Below are 25,040 nucleotides of genomic sequence, written 5' to 3'. Positions count from 1 at the left end.
CAACGCGGAGCGTTGGCAACTGACGACAACGCGGCAGATGCGCGTGCCAAGCCCCGCGACGCCGACATGATCCAAACGAGAGGCCCTAGGGCCCGACAGGAGACGTCCGCCCCGGCGGGCGCCGCGACGCCCGCCGAGCCGCCACGCGCAGGGCCTCGGCGCCGGGGGCGGCGGCCTCGGGGACGGACATCCCGGTGGCCACGCCGCCACGGGGACACGGGGGCGGTCCGTCCCCGGCCTCCTGGCGGGTGCTCCGGCGGGTCGCCGTGGGCCCGGAGGCGGGGACGAGGCACGCCGTCCTCGTCGCGTGTGGTTCGCCGTGCTTCGGGCACCCGGCCCGACAACAGGGGCGAAGGAGGAGGAAACGTGCATCTGTCATTCCTGCAACCGCTCTTCGACCGCCCGGGCCCGTGGGCCACCGTGTACTTCGATCCCACCCAGAACGACGAGTCGGGTGCCAAGCGGCGTGAGTTGTCCGTACGTGAGGCGTGCCGAACGCTCGAGGAGGAGGGGGCCGACGCGGCGACCGTCGAAGCGATGCGTGACGCCCTCCTGCGGATCGGGCCCGCGGAGGATCCGGCGGGCCGAGTGGTCTTCGCGGCGGGAGGCGAGGTGGTGCTCAGCCACCGGCTCTCCCGCCCGCCGCAACGGCAGATCGTCTCCTGGGCTCCACTGCCCCGGCTGACGCCGCTGCTGGAACTGGCGGGCCAGGACCCGGTCTGCCTCGTGGCGTACATCGACCGGACGGGCGCCGACTTCGAGCTGCGCGGGGCGGTCGGACCGCGGTCCGCGGGGCGGGTGGAGGGGGAGCAGCACCCCGTGCACCGCACGACGTCGTCGGACTGGTCCGAGCGGCACTTCCAGCTCAAGGTCGAGAACACCTGGGAGCACAACGCCGGTGAGATCGCCGAAGCGCTGAGCGCGGCCTACGAGGAATCCGGCGCCGACCTGGTCGTCCTGGCCGGTGACCCCCGCGAGCGGCCGGCCGTGCACGAGAGGCTCCCCGAGGGGGTCCGCCGGGTCACCACGGAGACCGAGCACGGCGGCCGCGCCGCGGGCTCCGCCTCTCCCGCGCTGGAGGAGGCCATCGAGCAGGCCCGGCGGTGGTACACGCGTCACCGTGCCGAGGAGGTGCTCGACCGCTTCCGCGCCGGCCGCGTGGGAACCGGCCGGCCCACGGAGGCGGTGGAGGGCGTTCCGGCGTTGGTGGAAGCGGCCCGGGAACACCGCATCGACACGCTGCTCGTCCGGCCCGACGGACCGGAGCTGGGCCGTGAGACGTGGGTGGGCGCCCGGCCCGACCAGGTCGCGGCGCGCCGGACCGAGGTCCAGACGCTGGGGGAGGGCGATCCGACGGCGGTACGCGCGGACGACGCGTTGCTGCGCGCGGCCGCCGTCACCGCCGCCGACGTACTGGTCGTCCCCCCGGCGGACGAGGACGGAGCGGACACCTCGGACATTCCGACAGGCGGCCTGGGCGCCCTCCTGCGCTGGACCTACGAGACCACGCCGGCGTAACGCGGCGCGGGCGCCCGGACCGGGCACGGTCACGACGGGCGGGGGCGCCCCGGACGGCACCGGACACGGGCCGTCCGGGGCGCCCCTCGTCCGCGCGCCGCTCCACGGCCGCGCCCGTCCGCGCAGCGCACCGGAGACGGACCGCGCGCCGCTTCCCGTCCGGGGAGTACCGAACGGACCAGAATACCCCCGGGGGTATGGATGAGGGGCACCGCCACCTGCTCGCCGCGCAGCACCAGGCCCTCGTCCACCGTCACGGTGTCGTCGCCTCCGGCCCCCACCGCGACCTGGACACCCAGGGGGTGTTCCCCGGCTCGGGGGTGTCCTGCATGACCCGCCGGGCCCCGGACGTCCCTGTCCGCGACCTGACTCCTCCCCGGGCCGGGGCGGGAGACGTCAGCGTCCGGCCGGCGTCCCGGTCACGGCACGCCGCCCCGGGGCCGCGTCCGCCCGGCGCCGCCGCACCAGGGCACGTCCGGTGGCCGCGTACCAGGAGGCGGCCAGGACGACGGCGAGCGCGGCCTCGACCAGATCGCCGCCGTAGTACATGACCCGGGCACCGGTGTGCAGGTCGGCGGCGGCGAAGGCGGTGCCGGGCGGCGCCGTCGCGTACAGGGACTTGGCCAGCGCGGCGTGCGCGGCCCCGGCGGCCAGCAGGGCGCCCCCGCGCACCGCCGGGCTCCAGCGGCGGCGCACCGGGTCGAGCCCGCAGACGGCGAAGGTGAACAGCAGCCCGGCGGCCAGGACGTGCCCGTGGACCACCGCGTGCAGCCACGGCTCGTGCGGCAGGCCGGCGAACAGCCCGGTGCGGTACAGCAGCCACAGCCCCCCGACATCGAGCAGGGCCGCCAGCGGAGGGAAGAGCAGCACACCCACGGCACGGGAGTGGGCGAGCGCCGGCAGCACCCGGCGCGCGGGGCCGGGTGCCAGGGCGCGCAGGGCCAGGGTGAGGGGGCGGGCGAGGACGAGCAGCAGCGGGGCCGCCATGCCGACGACCAGGTGCTGGACCATGTGGGCGGTGAACGGGCCGCCGGGCAGCGGGCCCACCGCAGCCCAGGCCAGGCCGGCGCCGCCGGCGGTGAACGACGCGTCCCTCCACCGGGGCCAGGCGTCCCCCCGGCGCCGCAGGCGGACCGCGGCCGACACGTAGACGGCGGCCGCCGCCAGCGCGGCGGCCGCGGTGACCGCTTCGACCGGGCCGGAACCCGTGACCGTGCCCGGGTGGAGGTGCGCGAGGCTCACGACGCCGCCCCCGCCCGGCCGCGCCGGGCCGCGCGCACGGCCAGCGCCGCGCCGATCAGCAGCAGCACCAGACCGGCGAGGTTCCACGCCCAGTCGTAAGGGGTGACGTCCACGCCGTAGCGGATCTGGTGCAGGCGCAGCAGCTTGTGATCCACGATCCCGTCGAACAGCTGGAAGATCCCCAGGCCCAGGAAGAACCCGGCCCGGCCGTGGGCCGGGGCCAGGACGCGGCGGCGGCGCAGATCGGCGTAGAGGAAGAACCCGGCGACCAGGGCCAGCAGTTCGGCGGTGTGCAGCAGCCCGTCCGACAGCAGTCCCACGCCGGTGGTGGAGCGGTCGTAGAAGTGGTGCCAGCCCAGGACCTGGTGGAAGACGATCTCGTCGACCGCGGCCATCACCGCGGCTCCGATCACCCCGCACACCAGCATCGACCTGCGCGTCTCCGGCTCCGCCCCGGGAGTCGTGCGCGCAGGGGCCGCCGCGTCGCTCATGGAACCGCCTTCCTCTCGGTCCGGGACCGGTCCGCCGTCCCGGTGCGCCCGGCCCTGCGCACGGGCCGCGTCCACCGGCCACCGCGTCCGGCCGGGGCCCGCCCCGGCCGATGGGTCGGGACTCTGTCGCCGGGTACCTGCACCGGCATGATGAAACGCGCGTTGTGGCAGGGACTGATCGCCGGCACCGCCGGGGGCGTCGTGATGACCGTCGGCGAGAAACTCGAACAGGCCGTCACGGGACGGCCCGACTCCCATGTACCCGCACGGGTCCTCCAGCGCCTGACCGGCCTGCCCGAACGCCCCGGGAAGCAGCCCCTGGCGGTGAACCGGGCCATGCACTTCGGCCAGGCCGCCCTCCTCGGCGTGCTGCGCTCGGTCATGGCCCAGGCCGGACTGCGCGGACCGGTCGCCTCGGCGAAGTTCGCCGTCGTGCGCCTCACCAACGACCAGATCCTCGAGAACGCCACCGGCGTCGGCGCCCCGCCGGCCACCTGGCCCCGCGGGGAACTCGTCGTCGACGTGCTGCACAAGGCCGTCTACGCCTTCACCACCGGTGCCGTCGCCGACGCGCTGGCCGCCCGGGGCGGTCCCGGGCCCGGCCGGCGCCACGCCGCCCTCCGCCCCGGCCGCCGGTCCGGTGTCGGCCCCCTGCCCCGCAGCGCGGCCCACGGCAGGTGACCCGGCGCCGAACGCCGCGCGGTGGCGGCCCCGCGCGCGGTCGCGACGAGGGCGCGTACGGCCACCCCCCGGACGGCGGCGGCAGCCCGCCGGTCCGCGGGGGCGGTGGGGACGGCGCGACGACGGGACGGTCCCCGCGGGGCGCCGGGAATCCTCTCCCGCGGCCGGGGCGTGGCGGTCCGTCCGCGGGTTACCCGGCCGGCATGACCGACACACGACCTCTCGCGCTGATCACCGGTGCTTCCGCCGGAATCGGATACGAACTGGCCCGGCAGTTCGCCGAGCACGGCTACGACCTCGTGGTCAACGCCGAGGACGAACGGCTGGAGTCCGCCGCCCGCAGCCTGCGGGAGACGGGTGTGCGGGTACGCCCCGTGCGCGCCGATCTGCGGACCCGTGAGGGAGTGGAACGGCTGCTCGCCGCGGTCGAGGGACTCACGGTCGACGTCGCCGCCCTCAACGCGGGAGTCGGCCGGGGCGGCGCCTTCGTGGACACCGACCCCGCCGACGACCAGGCCGTCATCGACCTGAACGTCACCGCGACCGTGCGGCTGGCCAAGCCGCTGCTGCGCGCCATGGTGGCGCGCGGTGCGGGCAGGATCGCCTTCACCTCGTCCGTCGCCTCGATGATGCCCGGCCCCTTCCAGCCCGTCTACAACGCCTCGAAGTCGTTCGTGCAGTCCTTCGCCGAGGCGCTGGCCGAGGAGGTCCGGGACACCGGCGTGACGATCACGTCGTTCATGCCGGGCGCGACGGAGACGGACTTCTTCCGAAGGGCGGGGATGGCGGACGACACCCGGATGGGCACCTCGAAGAAGGACGATCCCGCACAGGTCGCCGAGCAGGCGTTCACGGCGATCGTGAAGGGCGAGAAGAAGTCCGTCACCGGGTCCCTGAAGGCCAAGGCGATGGGCGCGGCGGGGAAGGTGCTGCCGGACGGCGTCAAGGCGGCGGCACACCGGAAACTGGCGGAACCGGGAACCGGCAAGGACGCCGGGCCCGGGAACGGAGCGTGACCGGGACGGCGTATCGCCGGCGGTACGCGCGTGCAGCCGACGGCGGGCGTCACCCAGGGGCCGCACCACCTCCCCGGCGGCTCCGCACCGGCCGGGAGCGGACGGCGGAGCGACTCGCGCCGGGCGTCGAGCGGCTCCTCCGGAGCGGGGTTCCCGCGGAGGACGAGGGGGTGACCGGGAGGCGCCGGTGAAGGGGGAGTCCGGCCCACGGGGCGCGAGGGCGACCCACGCCCTCCCGGACGGGAGTCCGCTCCTCGCCCCGCACCCGGCCCGCGGCCCGCTCGAACCGGGGTGGGAAGACGCTCCGCGCGGGGGCCCGGACCGCGGCGGGGGTCAGCGCCGCGCCCCGCCGCCTCCCTCACGGGTGACCACCGCGTGGACCGCCTCGGTCACCTCGGCGACGGTGCGGCCGCGGCAGTCGACACGGTGCACGGACACCTCGGGCCGGGCCCGCGACAGCCAGGCCAGAGCGATGTCGTAGTGCTGCCGTGCCAGCGACAGCAGGTCCGCCCTCTCGTGCAGCTCGTCCCTCCTCTCCCGGTTCCTGGTCCGTGCCAGGGCGTCCTCGACGGGCAGGTCGAGCAGCACCACGGTGTCCGGCAGCGTCACGCCGAACGAACGGCTCACATAGGCGAGTACGTCCTGCGGCGGCCTCGTCGCCTGGTACAGGAAGTCGGTGCCCAGCGGCCACGGGTCGGCGCCGGCCGTCCGGGCGACGAGCCAGTCGCGTACGGCGCGGGCGTCGCGGGGTTCCTGTCCGCGCCACCACGCTTCGACGTCCCCGCCGGGCGCGCCCTCCCGTTCGGCGCGGGCGAACATCGGCAGATACGCCAGCGGATCGATCAGCGGATGCCGGTCGGAGACCAGGGGCCGGCCGCTCCGCGACGCCTGCCGCTCCGTCGGGCCGTACAGACAGAGCTGCAGGTACAGCACGGCCAGCTTCAGCTGTACCCGGCCCAGGGCGTCCGCCGCGGCCGACGCCCCGGCCAGTGCCCTGGACAGCGCGGCGTACGGACTGTGCGGGTCGTCATGGGCCCGGATGGCGTGCACGACCGTGACGTCACCCCGCTCACGCATCCGGCGCAGCACCGTGGTCTTGCCCGTGCCGTCGATCCCCACGACAGCGGCCCGCATCTCAGTCCTTCCCCCGGGCCTCTTCGAGCTGCCACAGCCGGAACGAGGTCTGCGTCAGGCGCGGCAGGAAGCCGAACTCGCGCTGGCCGTGCCCGGCGAGGTACAGCGCCAGCCGGGTCGTCATGAACGTGCGCAGCGCCAGCCGGTAGCCACGGCGCCAGTCGCACCCGGCCACCAGCGCGGCCGCCTCCGGCGACACCGCGGCCACGGCTTCCGCGTGCACCGCGAGGGCGTGCCCGACGTCGTCCTCCGTGGCGTCGGGGCCGAGGGTGGACGCGAGCAACTCCACGACGTCGCGCTGCGGCACGTCGACCGTGGCGAGTTCCCAGTCGTACACGGCGACACGCTCTCCCCGCACCGCGATGTTGCGCGGGTTGAGGTCGTTGTGCACCAGCGTCCGGGGCAGGGCGTGCGCGGCGGGCGCCCACCGCCCGGCGTCCTCCACCAGCCCGGTCAGCACGTCCGCCCGGGCGGGGTCCAGCAGATCCGGCTGCTCCTGCGCGGCGTGCCGGACCAGCGCACCCCACAGCTCGTGCGCCTTGGCCAGGTCCGCCGGCTCCGGCACCCGCTGCAGCCAGCCCTCGGCGAGCAGTTCCCCGTCCCGGCCGAGCCAGTGGCCGTGGACCCGCCCGACGCCGCGCAGCACGCCGTCGATCCGGTCACGCGTCCACGGCCCGCCGTCGTGGGACAACCGCTCCATGAGGACGACGTACGCCTCGCGCTCGTCGTCCTCCAGGATCCCGTAGCAGCGGGGGAGGAGCTCCGTCAGCGCGCTCTCCGTGCGCCGGTACACCGCCAGTTCACGGCGGTGCGCGTCGCCGAACCCGGTGACCGCGCCCCAGCGCTCCCACGCCCCGGCCGGCTCCGGGCCGCACAGGGACAGCACCATCGCGATCCCGGCGACGATCTCCTCGCCCCGGGGCTTGACCTTGGCGACGAGGTCGGCCGCGGCGGGGGACCCGTCGCCGGAGGTCCACTCGACCCGCAGCGGGTGCAGCCCGCTCAGTCTGCGCCGTTCGGCGAGCGCTCCGAGTTCGCCGGCGATCCCGTCCCCGCGCAGGGACGGCGACGGCTCCACCCGGGTGACGTGCAGGCCGGGGTCGTCCAGTCCGCGGGTCAGCATCGGCTGCAGCAGGGCCGCGTCGAGATCACCTTCCTGCAGCCAGTCCACCCGCCGGGCCCGCCCCAGCCGCTGGTGCGCCTGGGCGAACTGACCGCTGACCAGCGCCGCCATGGTCGACAGGTCCAGGGCCAGCGCGAACCCGGCGACGATCTCGGCGAACCGGCGGCCGCCGCCCTCACCCGCGCAGCCGAGCAGGGCGAGCAGTTCGCGCTGGTGCGGCAGCCCGGTGCCCCCGCCGACCGTTCCCACGACCAGGTTGGGCAGCAGGATCGTGGCGACCAGGTCGTCACCGTCCTGTTCCATCGAGAAGATCGACACCCCCGACTCGTGGACACAGGCCACGTCCTGGCCCGTGGCGACGAACAGGGCCGCGACGATGTTCGCCGCGTTGACGCCGTGCCCCGGCATGCCGATCTGCTGGGCTCCGAGAACCGTGGAGACGTGGTTCTTGACCATGGCCTCGGGCGTGGTCTTGAGCACCGAGGCCAGCGTGTCGCGGCTCAGGCGGCACTCGGCGGTCACCCGGGTGCCGCGGCCGGCCAGCATGGAGCCGAAGGTCGCTTTCTTGTCACCGCTGAGATTGCCCTCCAGCAGCAGGTTCCTGGGCCTCAGTTCCTCCTCGGCGGCGAGCGCGTCGGTCAGCCAGCGACAGATCTGCCAGGTCGCCGCCGTCGTCATGTTCTGCCCGGCCGCGTCGGCGGTCTCGAAGACGAACCGCACATGCAGGTACCGGCCGATCTGGTACGGCTCGACGTCCACCAGACGGGTGTGCCGGGACACCAGCCCCACCTGGGCCTCCAGCGCGGCCCGCCGCTCCCGCAACCACTCGGTGAGGCGGTGGGCCGCGGCGATGTCGGCGCACTCGAGAACGGGCGCCCGCGTCATCCGCTGCGACAGCACCCTCGTCGACACCCCGCCGGACGCGGTCACGGCCCGGGCGCCCCGGGACGCCGACGCGACCAGGGCGCCCTCGGTGGTCGCCAGCGGGGCCACCACCTCCCCGCGCGCGGAGTCCCCGACGAACAGCAGCGGCCCCGCCAGACCCACCGGCACCTCGACCGAACCGATGAAGTTCTCCACGTTGCCGACCAGGTTGTACGCGTCCAGGCCGGTCCGCTCCAGCGACGTGAGCGCGGCGCCGCTGTGCCCGCGCAGCCACTCCAGCCGCTGTCTGCGGGCGTCCTCGGTGTACTGCCCCCGTCCGGGGACCGCGTCGGCCGCCCCCTGCCCCGCCGCCCGCTCCCGCGTCACGCCGCCACCTCCCGCGCGGTGGCGACGATCCTCGCCCACCCCTCCTCGTCGGGCAGGAAGACACGGTCCTTGATGCGGGGCGGGCGCTGCCCGGAGCGCGCCGCGCGCTCCCACTCCCGCAGGAACGCGTCCGGGTGGACGGTGATCACCTCGACCGGTCCGATCGCCCCTGACCCGCGGCCGGCGGCGTAGCCGGGACACTCCCGCGACAGCCGCCGGTCGAGCGCGGCGGCCAGTTCGGGCACCGGAGGCCCCGCGAAGGAGACGGCGACCTGGTGGCGCGGGCCGGTCCCCTCGTCCCCGCGGCACAGGCGGAACGTCGCGTTGCGCAGCTCCGCGCCGGTGTCGCCGCACGCGGCCCGCAGGGCGCGCAGCGCGACGGCCTCGGTCAGCCGCTCCCCGGCCGCGGACCGGACGACGTCCCGTCCGGCGTACTCGATGCGCGGGGTACGGCCCACCCGCCCGACCACCGTCACCACGTCCGTGACGGCGCACCGGTACAGCCCGCCGACGTGGCTGAGCACCACGTGGTAGTCGTGCCCCTCCTCCACCTCGGTGGCCGACAGCGTCTCGCTGTCGGCGGTGACCGGCCGATCGGCGGGTACGAACTCGTAGACGCAGCCCGGCAGGTACAGCGGGGCCCCGTGGGGGTGCCCGTCGACCGGCACGGCCGCCGGCCCTTCGCAGGACGCGATCGGCGCCGGGAACAGCCGCACACCCGGCCCGTACGTCTCCCGCACCCGGGGGAGGTACGACCGCGCGAGGCCGCTGTTCCACACGAACACGGCGGCCAGGCGCGGCCACAGGTGGTAGGGGTGGACCGTGCCGAACGTCTTCGCGTACTCCTCGATCCGCTCGGCGCGCTCCGGGTTCGGCGTCGAGTGCCGGTGACCGCCGAGGGTGCCGGCCCGGATGTCGTCCACCAGCCGCGGCCACGTCCGCCGCAGTTGGTACGGCAGCCCGGCCACCATCGCGGGATTGACGCCGATCACCACCCGGATGTCCTGCTCGGCGGCCAGGCGCAGCTTGTAGTAGCTGCGCTCCCAGGGGTCGTCGTCGGCCAGCGCCTCGGGGATACGGCTCCACGGGGCGTTGTTGCCGAGGCCCACGGCGGAGTCCTCACCGAACGCGCGGTAGTCGACCTGGCTGGCGCCGATGTGCGGCCGGCCCTGCGGAGTGCGGGTGATCGGCGAGGTCGGGTCCTGCCAGAGGTTCAGCACACCACCGGGCGCGGCCGTCGCCCGGGGCAGTGCCTGCAGCAGCGGCGCGAAACTCGCGTGGTAGAAGGGCAGGAACGTCTGTTGCATGTAGGTGCGGGTGATGGGGATGTGCTTCTCGCGGCCCGTGCTCCCGCTGGACGAGAAGTAGACGACCGGGTCGTCGGTGGTCAGCACCTTCGGTTCGCCGTCCATGGCGCGTTCGATCCACGGCATCGTCGCCTCGTGGGTACGGATGGGCACGGCCCGGCGCAGCTCGTCCAGGGTGCGGACCGAGGCCAGGCCGTGCTCACGCCCGAACGACGTGTCCGCGTTGCGCTCCAGCATGTCCCTGAGCAGGTCGTGCTGCACTTCCTCGGGGCGCTCCAGGCACTCCAGGAACCGGCGGTGCTCCGCGCGCACTCGTTCCGCCTGCACGTCAGTGGTCTCCTTCGCTGCGGTCCGACGTCAGCACGCCGAACAGGGCCGGTCGGTCGGGGTCGGAGCCGCTGCCGGCGATCCGGGTCTGGGCCGAACCGGCACGGGCGGGGTCGAGGGCGTCGTGGAACTCCGCGGGGTCGAGGAACCGCCGGTGGCCGACCCGCAGGGTGTCACCCGGGCCGACCAGTCCGCGCAGCACGGCCTCCGCGATCAGGTGGTGCACGTGGACGAGGTAGGCGCCGGTGCTGACGCCGCCGACCGCGACCGACACCTGTGCGGTGTGCCCGGAGGGCGGTCCCGGCACGGTCACGGTCAGGGGCCCGGCCGGCACCTCGACCGGCCGGGGGCCCTGGAAGGAGCGCAGCAGCCGGGACAGCGGCAGCATCGCCCCGCGCGTGGCCGGGCCGTACCACGCGAGGTTCCCGTCCGCAGTGACGAGCCGGTGCGGGTGCCGGACCGCCACGCCCGCCGGCCGGCCCGCCAGGAACACCGTCCTGGTGAAGGTCCGGTACCAGCCTTCCCGCAGTCCGGCCGGAATCCCCACGGCGAACTCCGCGGCGCCCCGGACGAACGCCGCGACGTCGAGGTCGGCCACGACCACGGCCACCCCCAGCCCCCTCGCAACCGGCCCGGCGCCCAGCCCCGCGCGGACCGCCGTCACCCGGGACAGCGCGGCGGCCCTCAGGACCGCCGCGTCCGCCGGCTCCCCGGCCGGTGACCCGCTCACGTGTAGATCCTCAGCAGCCGCGGGTCCGCCGGCCGCGGGCCGAGCAGTGACGTCGTCAGCCGGTAGGGGTCGACGAAACCGTTCGGGTTTTGGGACCGGGAGAGCGCCTCCGGCAGCGAGCACCCGTCGACGTCGGCCGGGGCGCGCGTGAGGAGCCGGGCGGCGCGTCCCACGCAGCGGCGCAGCACCGGCATCCGGAACGGCTGAGCGGAGCGGCGGGGCAGCACCCCCGCGAAGTACAGCCGCATCCCCAGCCGGTAGGCGGCCCGGTCGGCCGAGCCGGAGACCGCCGACAGGTCGGACAGGGTGGAGCCGCGCCAACCGCCGTACCGGCTGGAGCGCACCGTCCCGTCGACGGGCACCCTGCTGAACGCGAGCCGTACCGAGCGGCCGCCGAACGCGGACAGCACCCGGTCGAGCAGCAGGTAGTCGGCGGCCAGACCGTCGTCGAAGACCAGCAGGAACACCCGGTCCGGGCCGATCGCCGGGACCAGCTCGCGCAGGATGGGCAGCAGGTAGTTGGGGTGTCCGTCGCTTCCGACCAACTGCCGCAGCGGCAGGCCCCAGCGCGTGCCGTCCAGGTGGACGGGACCGCCGAACCGGCGGTGGTCGACCAACAGCCCCCGCTCCGCCAGCGCCTCGAGCGTCGTGTCCGCCGCCGCGGCCAGCGGACGGTCCTCCCCGAGGCCGGGACCGCCGACACCCAGCAGATCCAGCTCGGCGCGCCACGCGTCCAGCACGCGCCGGCCGGCCGGGTGGATCCACCCGGTCGCGTCGACCCGCTCCAGACAGGCGCCCACGGCACGGGGGTCGCTCCTCCCGCCCCCGGCGTGGAAGCGGACGTAACGCTCACCGATCGCAGCCGCCGACTCGCGGCTCCAGTCCGTGTCCGGCTCGCTCCGGTCCAGGTACTGCCAGAACGCCGTCGACTGGGTCGTGAGAGCCGCCATGCGGTCGTTCCACAGCAGCCGCGCGCGCCCGGCCAGCGCGCTCGCCTTGACCAGGATGTCCGTCCACAGCAGGCCTTTGACGTGCGTGGGAGTGAGCGGTTTGGTCGGCGTGATCGTCACCGGAGCCACCACGAGTTCGTCGAGGACCACGTGATCGACCCTTTCTGCATAAGGAATTCGACGGCAATTCACGGGGCTGCGACGGAGAGGCGCGCGAAGAACGAGGTAACCGTAATAATGGTCCAGGGGTGTCCAACTGCCGCTGGTGCGCGGTTGAACGGCCGGAGCTTTTCCGTCCGAATTGCAGGAGGTCGGTGACGGGAAATCGGCCATGCCCGACGCGGGTGGGTCCCCGCGCGGGAAAGATGACCGCCCCGGCGTTCAACTGCGGCGGGGAAGCGGTTGAACACAACACCGCGGAATCCGCTGGACATTGATCGACCGGCCCCACCGCACCTAACTTGAGGGCGCGTTCCTCCTGTGCTCGAGAGGCGGCCGGACCGTGGCAGCCGCCTCGCACCCCTGCCTGTTCAAAGCTCCAAAAGATGGGAAAACCCATGGCTGATCAGCAGCTGTTCCTGCGCTCGAAAGTGATCGTCGAACCGCTGATCGACAGATTCTTCGCGTGGCCGTACACCACGGCACCGGTGCAGTCGGCGATGAACCTCGCATTCCTCCAGGTACCGCTGCTCGAGTCCTACCTGCAGTCCCCCCAGGTTCACGTGGCGGCCAGCAACAACCCCGACCTCCGCGGCGGCTACTTCATCAACATCCCGGAGGAGCGCGCCGACGAGGTACGCGATCTGCTCGCCGCGATCAAGCGGGACCGCGCGCACATCCTGCGCTTCGCCGACGCGATCGTCGCCGGCCAGGAACTGCTGCGCGCCAACGCCACCGGCTTCGACCTCACCCCGCTGTACCCGAAGCTGCCGCCGGAGCTCGGCGGTCTCGTCGAGCTCGCCTACGACACCGACAACCAGGCGCAGCTGCGCTTCATGGAGCCGGTCGTCTACAAGAGCGACATCTACCAGGAGTCGCGGCAGTCGGTGCAGCTGTCCTTCGAGACCGGCATCGAGCGCCCCTTCGTCCTCAGCACCCCGCGCCTGACCTCCCCGGACGTCCTGGAGATCGACATCCCCTTCCGCCACGAGGGCCTGGCGGAGCTGTTCCGCAGCCGCGTGCGGCCCACCACGCTCGGCCACCTGCGCGAGGCCCTCGGCCTCGACGACGCCCAGGCCGGGCAGCTGTCGCACATGCTCAGCGAAGAGCCCGCCCTCGCCGAGGACCGCCACATCGAGTCGGGCGGCCGCATCCGCTACTTCGGCCACGCCTGCCTGGTGATGCAGACCCCGCAGGCGGCCATCGTCACGGACCCCTTCATCAGCGCCGACAGCACGGCCGGCGACCGCTACACCCTCGACGACCTGCCCGACTTCATCGACCTCGTGCTGATCACCCACGGGCACCAGGACCACATCGTGCTGGAGACCCTGCTGCAACTGCGCGGCCGCGTCGGCGCGATCGTCGTGCCCCGGTCCTCCCGCGGCAACCTGGCCGACCCGAACATGGCGCTGATGCTCAAGAGCCAGGGCTTCCCGGTGATCGAGGTCGACGACTTCGACGAGATCGAGTTCCCCGGCGGCAAGGTCACCGCCACCCCGTTCCTCGGAGAGCACTGCGACCTCGACATCCGCGCCAAGTCCACGTACTGGGTGCGGCTCGCCGACAAGAACGTCTTCGCCGGCGCCGACTCCTCCGGCATCGAGCCCTCCCTCTACCGCTACATCAAGCAGGAACTGGGCACCGCCGACTACGCCTTCCTCGGCATGGAGTGCGACGGCGCCCCCCTCACCTGGCTCTACCAGGCCCTGCTCACCATCCCGATCACCAAGAAGATGAGCAACTCCCGGAAACTGTCCGGCTCCAACGCCGAGCAGGCCGCCGCGATCATGACCGAACTGGGCGCCAAGGAGGCGTACGTCTACGCCATGGGCGAGGAGCCGTGGCTCGGCCACGTCATGGCGACGACGTACACCCCCGACACGTACCAGATCAAGCAGATCGAGGAGTTCATGACCTGGTGCGCGGACCGCGGCATCAAGGCCGGCCACCTCTACGGCCAGCAGGAATGGCGCTGGTAGACATGGCACCCGCCACCCTGCGGAGAGCCGAACTGCACGCCAGCGTCGGCGACCCGGTCCTCGACACGATGAACTTCCTGAACGAGATCACCCACCGCTACCCCCGGGCGGTCTCGTTCGCACCGGGCCGCCCGTACGACGGCTTCTTCGACGTCGAGGAGATCTTCCGGCACATCCGCCGCTACCTCGACCACCTGGTGGAACGCGGCGCCTCACCGGGGGAGATCCGCGACGCGCTCTTCCAGTACGGACCGACCGGCGGGCAGATCCGCGAACTCGTCGCGCAGTCACTGCGCGAGGACGAGGACATCGACGTGCCGCCCGAGGCCGTGGTGGTGACCGTGGGCTGCCAGGAGGCCATCTTCCTCACCCTGCGCGCACTGCTGGCCGGACCGCAGGACACCCTGCTGGTCTCCAGCCCGTGCTACGTAGGCGTCACCGGGGCCGCCCGCCTGCTCGGCGTCGAACCCACCCCGGTGGCGGAGGGCCCGGACGGCTTCCGCAGCGCCGACCTGGAGGCCGCGGTCGCCGCCGAGAAGGCGCGCGGCCGCCGCCCCCGCGCCCACTACGTCGTGCCCGACCACTCCAACCCGTCCGGATCCACGATGTCGCTGCCGGAGCGGCACGCCCTGCTCGACCTGGCGCGGCGCGAGGACTTCCTGATCCTGGAGGACAGCCCCTACCGGCTGGTCAGCCCCGGCCGGCAACTGCCCACCCTGAAGTCCCTCGACCGCGACCGGCGAGTCGTCCACCTCGGCTCGTACTCCAAGACCCTCTTCCCCGGCGCCCGCGTCGGCTTCGCCGTCGCCGACCAGGTCGTCGTGGACGAGGACGGCGGGCAGGGCCTGCTCGCCGACGAACTCATCAAGATCAAGAGCATGGTCACGGTGAACACCTCACCCCTGAGCCAGGCCGCCGTGGCGGGCATGCTCCTCGCCGCCGGCGGACGCACCTCGGAGCTCAACACCGAGACCTCGGCGTACTACGGGGAGGCGATGCGGGCCATCCTGAAACGGCTCGACGAGTGCTTCCCCGAACCCGAGCGCGGCGCACTCGGCGTCCGCTGGAACGAGCCGGACGGCGGGTTCTTCCTCACCCTCGAGGTCCCCTTCCCCGCCGACAACGCCGCCCTGGTGCGCTCCGCCGAGGACCACGGCGTGATCTGGACGCCCATGTCCTACTTCTATCCCCGGGGCGGCGGCGAGCACAGCCTGCGCCTGTCCGTCAGCTACCTGACACAGGCCGACATCACCGAAGGCACGGCCCGGCTGGCCCGGTTCGTCAGGACCGAAGCGGCCCGGGCCCGCTGAACCACCGCCGTTCCCCGCCGTCACTCACAGAAAGCGAATCCCCGTGTCGACAGCACGACGTCTCATTCGCAGCAAGCCACGCATGTGGGGGTGGACCTTCCGATGACCGCCGACGCAGACCCGCACGGCACCGCCCTCCTCGACGCCCCCGCCACCACACCGTCCAAGGGCCTCGGCAGCCCACGGATCATGGGGGTCGGCACCGCCGTCACCGACCGCTCGTACTCCCAGCGGGAGGTCCTCGACCTCTTCGGCATCACCGACCCCAAGGTCCGCTCGGTCTTCCTCAACAGCGCCATCGAACGCCGCCACCTCACCCTCCCGCCCCGGGACGCCGACGGCGCCGTCCTCCCCGAGGCCCAGGGCGAACTCCTCGCCAAGCACAAGCGGACCGCCCTCGACATGGGCGCCCGAGCCGTCCGCGCCTGCCTGGAGAACACCGGCCTCGACCTCGCCGACATCGACTACCTCTGCTGCACCACCACCACCGGATTCCTCACCCCCGGTCTCAGCGCCCACCTCATCAAGGACATGGGCCTCCTGCCCCGCACCAGCCGGGTCGACGTCGTCGGCATGGGCTGCAACGCAGGCCTCAACGCCCTCAACGCCACCGCCGGCTGGGTCACGGCCAACCCCGGCAAGGTCGCCGTGATGCTCTGCGCGGAAGCCTGTTCCGCCGCCTACGTCATCGACGGCAGCATGCGCACCGCCGTCGTCAACAGCCTCTTCGGGGACGGCGCCGCGGCCGTCGCACTCACCGCGGACCCGCCCGACGCCGCCTACGGACCGGCCGGCACCCCACCGGCACAGGACGGCCCCCGCATCCTCGCCTTCGCCAGCCATCTGATCACCGAAGCCATCGAAGCGATGCGCTACGACTGGGACGACGACCAGAACAAGTTCAGCTTCTACCTCGACCCGCTCGTCCCCTACGTCGTCGGCGCCAACGCCGAGCAGATCGTCGACCGGCTGCTCACGGGCGCCGGCCTGCGCCGGCGCGACATCACCCACTGGCTCGTGCACTCCGGCGGCAAGAAGGTGATCGACGCCGTACGCGTCAACCTCGGGCTCACCCGCCACGACGTACGGCACACCACCGGCGTCCTGAGGGACTACGGCAACCTCTCCAGCGGGTCCTTCCTGTTCTCCTACGAGCGCCTGCTCCAGGAGGGTGCCGCCCACGCCGGCGACTACGGCGTCCTGATGACGATGGGCCCCGGCTCGACCATCGAGACCGCACTGGTGCAGTGGTGACCACGGAACAGGTGAGAGAAGCGATGAAGAGCACCCCGACGACCGCGGCACACCCCGCGTCCGAGGAGATCCCCCTGCGGATCGACGGGCGGCGGCCCCTGTCCGCCGACACCGTCGCCGCCGTCACCGCGGTCTGCGAGGCCGCCGAGGACCTCGACGGACGGGCCAGCGTCGTCGTACGCGTCTCCGGCGCCCCGAGCGGGCCCCTGCCGGGCGGCCTGACCGTCTCCCTCGTGAGCAAGTGGGAGCGCGTCCTGCGCCGCCTGGAACGCCTGCCCGCCACCACCGTCGCCGTCGCCGACGGCGACTGCGGAGGCAGCGCCCTGGACGTGCTGCTGGCCACCGACCACCGCATCGCCACCACCTCGGTGCGCCTGGTGGTCCCCGTCGAGGGCGGCGGGACCTGGCCGGGCATGGCCCTGTACCGGCTCGCCGGACACGGCCCCCACGCGGCCCCCATCCGCCACGCCGTCCTCTACGGCACCCCCGTCGGCCCCGCCGACGCCCTGGCCCTGCACCTGGTCGACGAGCTGACCGACGACGTGCCCGAGGCCCTCCGGCTCGCCGCGGAACGCGCACGCGCCGTCTCGGGCACCGAACTGGCCATCCGCCGCCAACTGCTGCACGAAGCGGCCGGCACCAGCTTCGAAGAGGCGCTCGGAGCCCACCTCGCGGCCTGCGACCGCGCCCTGCGCCGCGCCACGACAGGAGCCGAATCATGACCGCCACCGCGGAACCCACCCCACCGCACACCGACCCCGACGACGTCCGCGCGCCACTGCCCCGGGCCAGACGGGCCCTGGAACAGGCGGCCCGCCACCACCGGGCCCTGCTGGACGGCCTGCCCCCGCACGGCGAGCGCTCCGTGCGGCAGCAGACCCTCGCCGCCACGACCGCCGACACCGTCCGCGACCTGCGCGCCGCGTTCCTGGACACCCACACCGACGCGGTCTACGACGAACTCACCGACCGGCGCACCCGCCCCCTGCGCATCGACGCACTGGCGAAGGCCGCCGCGACCGCCTTCCCCGGCCTCGTCCCCACCGACGACCAGCTCGCCGCCGAACGCGGCCGGCCACAGGCCCGCAAAGAGGGCCACGAAATGGACCAGGGCATCTTCTTCAGCCGGGTACTGCGCTCACCCCTGGCCGGCGCCCACCTGCTCGACACGATGCTCCGGCCGACCCCGCGCGCCACCGAGCTGCTGCCCGGGTTCACCCGCACGGGCCGCGTCGACCTGGGATCCGTCCGCCTGGAACGCACCGGCGCCGTGGCCCGGCTGACCATGTGCCGCGACGACGCCCTGAACGCCGAGGACAACGCCCAGGTCGACGACATGGAGACAGCGGTCGACCTCGCCCTGCTCGACCCGGCCGTCGAGGTCGGACTCCTGCGCGGCGGCGAGATGACCCACCCCCGGTACCGCGGACGGCGGGTCTTCAGCGCGGGCATCAACCTCAAAGCCCTGCACAGCGGGGACATCTCCCTCGTCGACTTCCTGCTCCGCCGCGAACTCGGCTACATCCACAAGCTGCTGCGCGGCATCCGCACCGACGACCCGGGCTGGCGGTCACGGACCACCGACAAGCCCTGGGTCGCCGTCGTCGACTCCTTCGCGATCGGCGGCGGGGCCCAACTGCTGCTCGTCTTCGACCACGTCATCGCGGCCGCCGACGCCTACATCAGCCTCCCCGCCGCACAGGAGGGCATCGTCCCGGGCGCCTCCAACTTCCGGCTGACCCGCTCCGTGGGGCCACGCCTGTCACGACAGGTGATCCTCGAAGGAAGGCGGGTCTTCGCGACCGAACCCGAGGCCCGGCTCCTCGTCGACGAGGTCCACGACCACGCCGACCTCGACCTCGCGGTGGAACGCAGCGTGGAACGCCTGCGCGGCAACGCGGTACTCGCCAACCGGCGGATGCTGAACCTGGCGGAGGAGTCACCGGACGACTTCCGCCGCTACATGTCCGAGTTCGCGCTGCAACAGGCCATCCGCATCTACAGCTCCGACGTGATCGACAAGGTCGGCCGCTTCACCACGGCCTCGGCGTCCGCAGCCGGACGCACACCGTGATCGGCGGCGGGGACTCGGGCGTACGGTACGAGAAGGACGGCCAGATCGCCCGGGTCACCCTCGACCGGCCCGAGGTGCTCAACGCGATGAACCAGCGCATGCACCGCGAACTGGCGCTCGTCTGGGACGACATCGAGGCCGACGACGACATCCGGGCCGCGGTGCTGACCGGCGCCGGCGAGCGCGCGTTCACCGTCGGCCAGGACCTGCGCGAGCGAGCCCGGCTGGACCGGGAAGGCGCCCCGCCGACCAGCTTCGGCAGCCGCGGCCAGCCCGGCTCACCCCGGCTGACCGACCGGTTCGACCTGTCCAAACCCGTGATCGCCCGCGTCAACGGCTACGCCCTCGGCGGCGGCTTCGAACTCGTCCTGGCCTGCGACCTCGCCGTCGCCGCCGACCACGCCGTGTTCGCGCTGCCCGAGGCCACGCTCGGCCTGGTCCCCGGCGCGGGCGGCGCCTTCCGCCTGGCCCGGCAGATGCCCCTGAAACCGGCGATGGGACACCTGCTCACCGGACGCCGCATGAGCGCCGCCGAGGCACTGCGCTTCGGCCTCGTCAACGAGGTCGTCCCGCTCCACGACCTGGACGCCGCCGTGGACACCTGGACGGACGCCCTGCGGCGCAGCGCCCCGCTCTCCGTACGGGCCCTCAAGGAGGCGGTGCAGCGGTCCCTGCACCTGCCGCTGGAAGAGGCCTTCACGGCGACCTACGCGTGGGAGGAGAAACGACGCCGCAGCCATGACGCCGTCGAGGGCCCGCGGGCCTTCGCGGAGAAACGCGCTCCCGTCTGGCGCGGCGCCTGACGCCCCCGCCCGCACACCCGATGCCGCGGACCCCGCCCGCACCGTTCCCGGCACGCACCCCGGTGCTCGCGCCGGGCCCGGCCCCACCGGGCCGGAGGCGGTGCGGCCGGACGGTCGTTCAACCGCGCGGGAGCGGCGGTTGAACACCGCACGGGCCGCGCCCCGGTCCACTCGGCAAGGCTTGATCGCCGCGGAGGTGCGATGCCATCGTGAGCCGTGGCGGAGACCGTGAGCTCCACCGAGCACGACACCCGGCCCGCGAGCCGGGACCGACGGGGGCCGAGGGCGGGGCGGCCACCCGGACCTCTCCGTGGTGACCGCACGGAGAGCGCCTGTTGCCCCCTACGAGAACGGGCTCGACATGCCATTCGTGAACACCAACGGTGTGAGGCTCTCCTACCAGCGGTCCGGCAGCGGCACGCCGGTCCTGCTGATCATGGGATCGTCCGCGTCGGGCCGGGTATGGACGATGCACCAGACACCGGCGCTGAACCGCGCCGGCTACGAGACCGTCACCTTCGACAACCGGGGCATCGCACCGTCGGACGCCCCCGCGGGCGACTACCGCCTCGCCGACATGGTGGCCGACACCCGCGGCCTGATCGAGCAACTGGGGCTGGGCCCCTGCCACGTCGTGGGAACCTCCCTCGGCTCCATGATCGCCCAGGAACTCGCCCTCGCCGCACCCGAACTGGTCCGCTCGGCCGTCCTGATCGCGTCCCGGGCCCGCTCGGACGCCTTCCGGCGCGCCCAGAGCGCCGCCGACCGCGCGCTGCGGGAGAGCGGCATACGGCTGCCGGCCGGCTACGACGCCGTGAAGACGGTCACCGAGATGTTCTCCCCGACGACCCTCAACGACGACGCCGCCGTCACCCCCCTGCTCGAGCTCTTCGAGCTCACCGGCGGCGGCCACTCCTCCGCCGGCCAGGCCGCCGCCGTCGACGGTCTCGGCGACCGGCGCGAGTCGCTGCGCGGCATCACGGTGCCGTGCAGGGCCGTCGCCTTCAGCCATGACCTCGTCTGCCCGCCCCACCTGGTCGCCGAGGTGGCCGACGCCATCCCCGGCTGTGACCTCGTGGAGATCGCGGACTGCGGTCACCTCGGCTACCTGGAACGCCCCGACGAGGTCAACGCGGCCCTGATCGAGTTCCTCGACAAGTACTGACCACGCGGCACCGTCCACGGCCCGCGGACACGGCGGCCGCGGACCGGGACCGCGGGCGCCGTACGCACGACCGCCGCGCACGCGGCCGCGACGCGCACCTCGAACGCCGGCACCGGAGGGGTGGCACCGCCCCCGCCGGACCACCCCGCGCAGGAAGGAAGACCTATGGCAGGGCACGGCATCGCGTACGTCGAGTTGTACGCCAAGGACAAACAGCGGACCGCCCAGTACCTCGTCTCGGCCCTGGGATTCGCCTGCGTGGCAGACTCCGTCGCCCCCGACCGCAGCTCCCTGCTGCTGCGGCAGGGCACCGCCTCCCTCGTCGTCACCTCCGGACCCGCCACCTGGGGGTTCCTGGACGCACACGGCGACGGCATCGCCGACATCGCACTGCTGTGCACGGACGTCACCGCGACGGCGGAGCGGGCACTGCGGGCCGGCGCACGCACGGTGGGCTCCGTACGCGGCAACCCGATCCTCTCGGGGGCCGGCGGCATGACCCACACCCTGCTGCCCGCCGGAGGCACCCGGACGGGCCTGCCGGCCGGCCACCGCTGGGCACGGCTGCCGCAGAGCCCCGGCCGCGCGGCCCCCGTCGCGCTGCTCGAAGGCGTGACCACGGGTGTCGGGGCGACGGACCTCCAGGAGTGCGCCCGCCTGTACGAGGAAGGGTTCGGGCTGACCCCGCGCCGACCGGGAGGGGACGGCGCACCGGACCGCACGCCCCACGCCGTGGAACTCGCGGGACCCCAGGGCGGCATGACCCTCACCCTCGCGGTCCCGGAGCCCGACGCCGACCTCCGCCACGGGACGGCGCCACGGCCGAACCCCACGCACCGCACGGAACAGCGACTCACCTTCCGCGCGGACGACATCGTCCGCGCGGCCCGCGGACTCCTGGAAGCAGGAGTCGAGTTCCGCGCACCAGCACCTGCCGAACAGTCCGCGGGGCACCACGCGCGACCGCATCTCGTGGGCGCCTCGACGCGCTTGGGCGCCACCCTGCTCCTCGAACTCGTCCGGCACGGAGACGGCCCCGACGCCCCCGGCGACGACGACCTCCAAGCCCTGTACCGGACGGTCGGCCGGCACAGGCTGGCCGCCCGGTGAGCCACGTGACCCACTCACCGGCCGCGGGACGACTCCCGCCCTTCGAGGACCGGCAGGAAACCCCCGCCCGGAGGCCTCCACCCCGGGGATGACACTCCCCGGGGAGTACACCCTTCGGCGGTCCCGGACGGGAGGACGTGGCGCAGCGAAGGACACGGGGTCGTCACCGTGGGGGACGCGGTCCGGCGGGTGAGGAACCTAGCCTCGAAACCGTCAACGGGCCGCCCGGCCGGAGCGCCGGCGCGGTGACACGACCCGGAAGGACTGATGCGCAGTGGCACACCACGGAGGGTCGGGGCGCGACGGCGCCGACGGGCCGCCGACCGGGACATCCGAGCTCCACACAGCGGATGACCCGCGCGGTCCCGTCGTCGCGCTGCCAGGGCTCCGGCACTCCCGGGAACCGGGACCGGCCTCCCCGGTCGCCCAGGACCGGCCGCACAGGCCGGTGCCCCATCCGGAGGCCCCGGGACTGGACCAGCTGGTGTCGCCCGGCGCCGTCTGCGTGGACGTCGGGGCCGGCTGCTCGCGGTGCACCGCGGCGCTGAGGAACCTCGCGGGCCCGGACGGGCAGGTGCACCGTCTCGTGCCGGGACGCCCGGGCGGCCCACAGGCGGCCACCGTGGACGATCTCTGCCGACGCAGGGGCCTGACCCGGGTCGACTTCATCCGGATCCAGTTCGGCGAGGACGAACTGGACGTCCTGCTCGGGGCGTTCGCGACACTGCTGCGCGACCGCCCCGCTCTGCTCCTGCGCTGGGGGCGTCGGCGCCCCGGCCGGCGGCGCACGGCCGAAACCGTCCGCAGCCTCACCGTCTCCCTGTCGTACACGATGCACGGCTGGCAGGAAGGCACCTGGCGGCCGGTGACGGACGCCATGCCCGGATGGGGTGGTTTCCTGTTCCGGCCGCAGCCGGTCCCGGGCCGATTACCGTGACAGGGACAGCCGGCTCACCCGGGGTCCCGGCTCCTCACGGTGCGAGCGGCACATGCCCGCGACCGCGGGCATGTGCCGCTCGCTTCCGCCCGGGCGGCCGTCCTCATCCGCTGGCGAGCAGCCTGGCCTGGAGACGCTCGTCCAGCTCCTGCGCGAAACCGAGCCATGTCTTGGCGTACTCCCGGGCGAGACTCGCCACCGTTTCCCTGGAGTGTCCCGACAAGGAGGTGCTCAGCGCGGGCCATTCCTGTGTGGCGATCGCGTGCTGCTGGAGCAGCCGAAGCAGCCGCCGCCCTTCTTCCCTGTGACGCAGCGACGGGTCACGTGACAGCTTGTCGAGCACGACCCCCGGATCCTGCGCCACCAGACGCATCCTGCGGTGCGGCTTACGCCCGGCCGGCTGGAGGTGTACGGTGGCGGGCCGGTCCGCGGCCGGGGGCTTGTCCGCCTGGCTCCTGACCCCCGGGCGCTCCGGGGCGGGCGGTTCGCCGGAGGCGAGACGCCTTCGGACGTCACTGACGGTGGCCGGCGAGACGCAGGCGAGCCGCGCCAGCTCCCGCAGGGAGGCGTCGGGACGCTCGGCCAGCAACTCGGCGACCCGGTACCGCGCCTCGGCGCTGTTGAGCGGACGGACCTTGCCGTCCTGGCCGACACGGGCGTTGAGTCGGGGTGTCTCGTCCATCCGGCGGCGGATGGTGGCCACGGCCTTGGCACCCAGTCCCGCCGCCTTGGCGATCGCACGGTCGGACATGTGGGGCAGGGACGCGATGATCCGGGCGGCTGCGGCTTTGCGTTCGACGGGGGAGAGCGGGAGCCCGTGGACCGAGTTCGCCTGCACGGCCCGCAGGTACGCCTCTTCGGCGGTTCCGTCGAAGAACTCGACCTCGATGGTCTTCCGGCCGTTCGAAAGCGCCGCCAGATAGCGGTGCATTCCGTCGATGACCCGCATCGTCGGTCGGTGCACCAGTACAGCGGGTAAGGGCCCTTCGGTTTCGGCGAGCCGGGCGATGTGCTGGGCGTTCACACCCTCGGTACGGGGCGAGTCACCCGGCAGCAGTGACGCGGTGGGTACGGTCGTGATCCGGCTGTCCGGATTTCTGGAGCCATGCTCCGATGAAGACACGGCCCTTTCACTTCCGGATTGCGTCAAGATCAACCCCCAGAATAATCAGTACTCGGAACTATTGTTCGTGGGTCGTGCCGTGCATGGGCCGGGTCGTGCCACGTACTTTTACGAGAACTTGGAGCAACGGGGTGAATCGGACCGGTTTCTGTACAGCGGTTAACAATCTCCGGGCGACCAGCTCACAACCGTACGGCGATTGTCAGACGCTCTTCAACAACCATCCTACATTCACGTCTGTGCGGCGGCAGGCGATTTTATCCGGAGTTATCGATTCCGCATTCCGGCCGCCGCAAGGCGTGAGCATGCGTACATCCCGGGCGAAAACGGAGACGGGACGAGCCACCTGAAGCACTGGGTACCGTGTCAAAACGACTGCTCCACCCAAAACCGACGCGCACCCCGGGAGAACCCGAAATCCCAAGCGATGACGCCCCGACGGCAAGCGGACAATGCCCCGCGGGGGAGCCGGCCGCGCCTGTTCAAGTGCGGTCGGGGCGCAGTTGAACGATCACCGGCATTGATCAGACATGCGACCTGGCCCATAGTGAACTGGCTCCGCCCACGGCCGCCCGTGGACACGTCTTGCAAGGGATGACGGATGACCGACCCGTTCGACGACCCGACCGCCCCGTCTTCCGATGCCGGTCGACGGCGAGGAACAACGCCGGCGGCGGATCGCCGTCGCCCCGGCCACCCGAATGCCACCGCACGGCCGGTGAACGGACCAGGCTTTCCCGCTCGCATTCACAACAGCTGCCGCCCCTGACGAAAACGGCAGTCGAATATCAAGCCGCCGCTCATGCGGAGGCTGCGAAGGCATGCTCCTCAGATGTGACACCTTCCAATGGGGAGCATGATCCCCGCCGCGGTTACGCGTAAACAGGAGGAATCCCGATGATCCCGTTGTCGTACGCGCAGCGCCGGCTGTGGTTCTTGACGCAGCTGGAAGGTCCGAGCGCGACGTACAACATCCCGATGGCCCTGCGGTTGTCGGGCCGGCTGGACCGGGACGCCCTGGAAAGCGCGCTGCGGGATGTGCTGGAGCGCCACGAGGTGCTGCGGACGGTGTTCGCGGAGACGGACGGCGAGCCGTATCAGCGGATCCTGCCGCTCGAGGAGGCCGACTTCGCGCTGAAGGTCGCAGACGTGCGGCCGGAGGACCTGGACACCGCTGTGGCGGAGGCGGCGCGCCACGTCTTCGACCTGAGCGCCGACATCCCGCTGCGCGCTTGGCTGTTCGGGGTGGGCCGAGACCAGCATGTGCTGGTGCTGGTGGTGCATCACATCGCGGGTGACGGCTGGTCGATGGGGCCGTTGGCGCGGGATGTGTCGGTGGCGTACGGGGCGCGG

The 25,040-nt window shown here is 73.1% G+C and carries 21 protein-coding genes; 13 read left to right on the top strand and 8 right to left on the bottom strand.

The features are described 5' to 3' along the window. The first annotated feature begins 366 nt into the window (after positions 1-366). Complete coding sequence (locus ABTY20_RS30180; RefSeq protein ID WP_352000313.1) at positions 367-1,518, top strand: baeRF2 domain-containing protein; 1,152 nt, start codon at positions 367-369, stop codon at positions 1,516-1,518. 396 nt (positions 1,519-1,914) lie between these two features. Here ABTY20_RS30180 and ABTY20_RS30175 read toward each other — a convergent pair whose 3' ends face one another. Both ABTY20_RS30175 and ABTY20_RS30170 read right to left on the bottom strand, forming a co-directional pair. Then, positions 1,915-2,760, bottom strand: coding sequence for a cytochrome c oxidase assembly protein (locus ABTY20_RS30175; protein WP_352000312.1), 846 nt, complete (start codon positions 2,758-2,760; stop codon positions 1,915-1,917). Continuing rightward, on the bottom strand, positions 2,757-3,251 hold the full coding sequence (locus ABTY20_RS30170) for a DUF2243 domain-containing protein (RefSeq protein WP_352000311.1): 495 nt from the start codon (positions 3,249-3,251) through the stop codon (positions 2,757-2,759). The genes ABTY20_RS30175 and ABTY20_RS30170 overlap by 4 nt, the downstream gene beginning before the upstream one ends. A gap of 147 nt (positions 3,252-3,398) precedes the next feature. Between ABTY20_RS30170 and ABTY20_RS30165 the strand changes: the two genes are divergently transcribed. Both ABTY20_RS30165 and ABTY20_RS30160 read left to right on the top strand, forming a co-directional pair. Further along, positions 3,399-3,932: a hypothetical protein gene (locus tag ABTY20_RS30165; protein WP_352000310.1), complete on the top strand. Its 534-nt coding sequence runs from the start codon at positions 3,399-3,401 to the stop codon at positions 3,930-3,932. A 203-nt stretch (positions 3,933-4,135) separates the two neighbouring features. Then, the gene (locus ABTY20_RS30160; RefSeq protein ID WP_352000309.1) at positions 4,136-4,948 is read left to right on the top strand and encodes an SDR family NAD(P)-dependent oxidoreductase; all 813 of its coding nucleotides are present in this window, start codon (positions 4,136-4,138) and stop codon (positions 4,946-4,948) included. A gap of 333 nt (positions 4,949-5,281) precedes the next feature. On the opposite strand, the gene ABTY20_RS30155 is transcribed toward ABTY20_RS30160, so the two are convergent. The 5 genes from ABTY20_RS30155 to ABTY20_RS30135 are packed head-to-tail and all read right to left on the bottom strand — an operon-like array spanning position 5,282 to position 11,920. Further along, positions 5,282-6,082, bottom strand: coding sequence for a hypothetical protein (locus ABTY20_RS30155; protein ID WP_352000308.1), 801 nt, complete (start codon positions 6,080-6,082; stop codon positions 5,282-5,284). A gap of 1 nt (position 6,083) precedes the next feature. Continuing rightward, complete coding sequence (locus ABTY20_RS30150; protein WP_352000307.1) at positions 6,084-8,456, bottom strand: hydroxymethylglutaryl-coenzyme A reductase family protein; 2,373 nt, start codon at positions 8,454-8,456, stop codon at positions 6,084-6,086. Further along, positions 8,453-10,090 carry a GH3 family acyl-acid amido synthetase gene (locus ABTY20_RS30145; RefSeq protein ID WP_352000306.1) on the bottom strand — a complete coding sequence of 546 codons (1,638 nt, stop codon included), beginning with the start codon at positions 10,088-10,090 and terminating at the stop codon, positions 8,453-8,455. Before ABTY20_RS30145 ends, ABTY20_RS30150 begins: the two co-directional genes overlap by 4 nt. Position 10,091: 1 nt before the next feature. Beyond that, the gene (locus ABTY20_RS30140) at positions 10,092-10,820 is read right to left on the bottom strand and encodes a DUF6182 family protein (protein ID WP_352000305.1); all 729 of its coding nucleotides are present in this window, start codon (positions 10,818-10,820) and stop codon (positions 10,092-10,094) included. Continuing rightward, positions 10,817-11,920, bottom strand: a complete 1,104-nt coding sequence (locus tag ABTY20_RS30135) for a hypothetical protein (RefSeq protein WP_352000304.1) — start codon at positions 11,918-11,920, stop codon at positions 10,817-10,819. The genes ABTY20_RS30140 and ABTY20_RS30135 overlap by 4 nt, the downstream gene beginning before the upstream one ends. A 407-nt stretch (positions 11,921-12,327) precedes the next feature. Between ABTY20_RS30135 and ABTY20_RS30130 the strand changes: the two genes are divergently transcribed. The 9 genes from ABTY20_RS30130 to ABTY20_RS30090 all read left to right on the top strand — a co-directional run bounded on the left by ABTY20_RS30130 (position 12,328) and on the right by ABTY20_RS30090 (position 22,564). Continuing rightward, the gene (locus ABTY20_RS30130; RefSeq protein ID WP_352000303.1) at positions 12,328-13,911 is read left to right on the top strand and encodes an MBL fold metallo-hydrolase; all 1,584 of its coding nucleotides are present in this window, start codon (positions 12,328-12,330) and stop codon (positions 13,909-13,911) included. A 2-nt stretch (positions 13,912-13,913) separates the two neighbouring features. Next, positions 13,914-15,221 (top strand): aminotransferase-like domain-containing protein, encoded by a 1,308-nt coding sequence (locus ABTY20_RS30125; protein WP_352000302.1) that lies wholly within the window; start codon positions 13,914-13,916, stop codon positions 15,219-15,221. Positions 15,222-15,323: 102 nt separating this feature from the next. Then, positions 15,324-16,475, top strand: a complete 1,152-nt coding sequence (gene dpgA, locus ABTY20_RS30120) for a 3,5-dihydroxyphenylacetyl-CoA synthase DpgA (protein WP_502991920.1) — start codon at positions 15,324-15,326, stop codon at positions 16,473-16,475. A gap of 23 nt (positions 16,476-16,498) precedes the next feature. Then, positions 16,499-17,197 carry an enoyl-CoA-hydratase DpgB gene (dpgB, locus tag ABTY20_RS30115; RefSeq protein WP_352000301.1) on the top strand — a complete coding sequence of 233 codons (699 nt, stop codon included), beginning with the start codon at positions 16,499-16,501 and terminating at the stop codon, positions 17,195-17,197. Continuing rightward, positions 17,194-18,549 carry a (3,5-dihydroxyphenyl)acetyl-CoA 1,2-dioxygenase DpgC gene (gene dpgC, locus ABTY20_RS30110; protein WP_352000300.1) on the top strand — a complete coding sequence of 452 codons (1,356 nt, stop codon included), beginning with the start codon at positions 17,194-17,196 and terminating at the stop codon, positions 18,547-18,549. Before dpgB ends, dpgC begins: the two co-directional genes overlap by 4 nt. Then, the gene (gene dpgD, locus ABTY20_RS30105; protein WP_352000299.1) at positions 18,546-19,352 is read left to right on the top strand and encodes an enoyl-CoA-hydratase DpgD; all 807 of its coding nucleotides are present in this window, start codon (positions 18,546-18,548) and stop codon (positions 19,350-19,352) included. Before dpgC ends, dpgD begins: the two co-directional genes overlap by 4 nt. Positions 19,353-19,713: 361 nt before the next feature. Further along, positions 19,714-20,517, top strand: coding sequence for an alpha/beta fold hydrolase (locus ABTY20_RS30100; RefSeq protein WP_352000298.1), 804 nt, complete (start codon positions 19,714-19,716; stop codon positions 20,515-20,517). A gap of 165 nt (positions 20,518-20,682) precedes the next feature. After that, positions 20,683-21,627 (top strand): VOC family protein, encoded by a 945-nt coding sequence (locus tag ABTY20_RS30095; RefSeq protein WP_352000297.1) that lies wholly within the window; start codon positions 20,683-20,685, stop codon positions 21,625-21,627. Positions 21,628-22,075: 448 nt separating this feature from the next. Beyond that, on the top strand, positions 22,076-22,564 hold the full coding sequence (locus tag ABTY20_RS30090) for a class I SAM-dependent methyltransferase (protein WP_352000296.1): 489 nt from the start codon (positions 22,076-22,078) through the stop codon (positions 22,562-22,564). Positions 22,565-22,667: 103 nt separating this feature from the next. On the opposite strand, the gene ABTY20_RS30085 is transcribed toward ABTY20_RS30090, so the two are convergent. Further along, positions 22,668-23,513 (bottom strand): transcriptional regulator, encoded by an 846-nt coding sequence (locus ABTY20_RS30085; protein WP_352000295.1) that lies wholly within the window; start codon positions 23,511-23,513, stop codon positions 22,668-22,670. Between the two features lie 1,080 nt (positions 23,514-24,593). Between ABTY20_RS30085 and ABTY20_RS30080 the strand changes: the two genes are divergently transcribed. Next, positions 24,594-25,040: condensation domain-containing protein (locus ABTY20_RS30080; RefSeq protein WP_502991921.1), on the top strand; the 447-nt coding region annotated here is incomplete at its 3' end.

The sequence above is a fragment of the Streptomyces sp. NPDC126497 genome, assembly GCF_040302425.1.
Classification (GTDB): domain Bacteria; phylum Actinomycetota; class Actinomycetes; order Streptomycetales; family Streptomycetaceae; genus Streptomyces.
The sequence above is the reverse complement of the archived record's forward strand: the minus strand, read 5'-3'. Positions and strand labels throughout refer to the sequence as shown.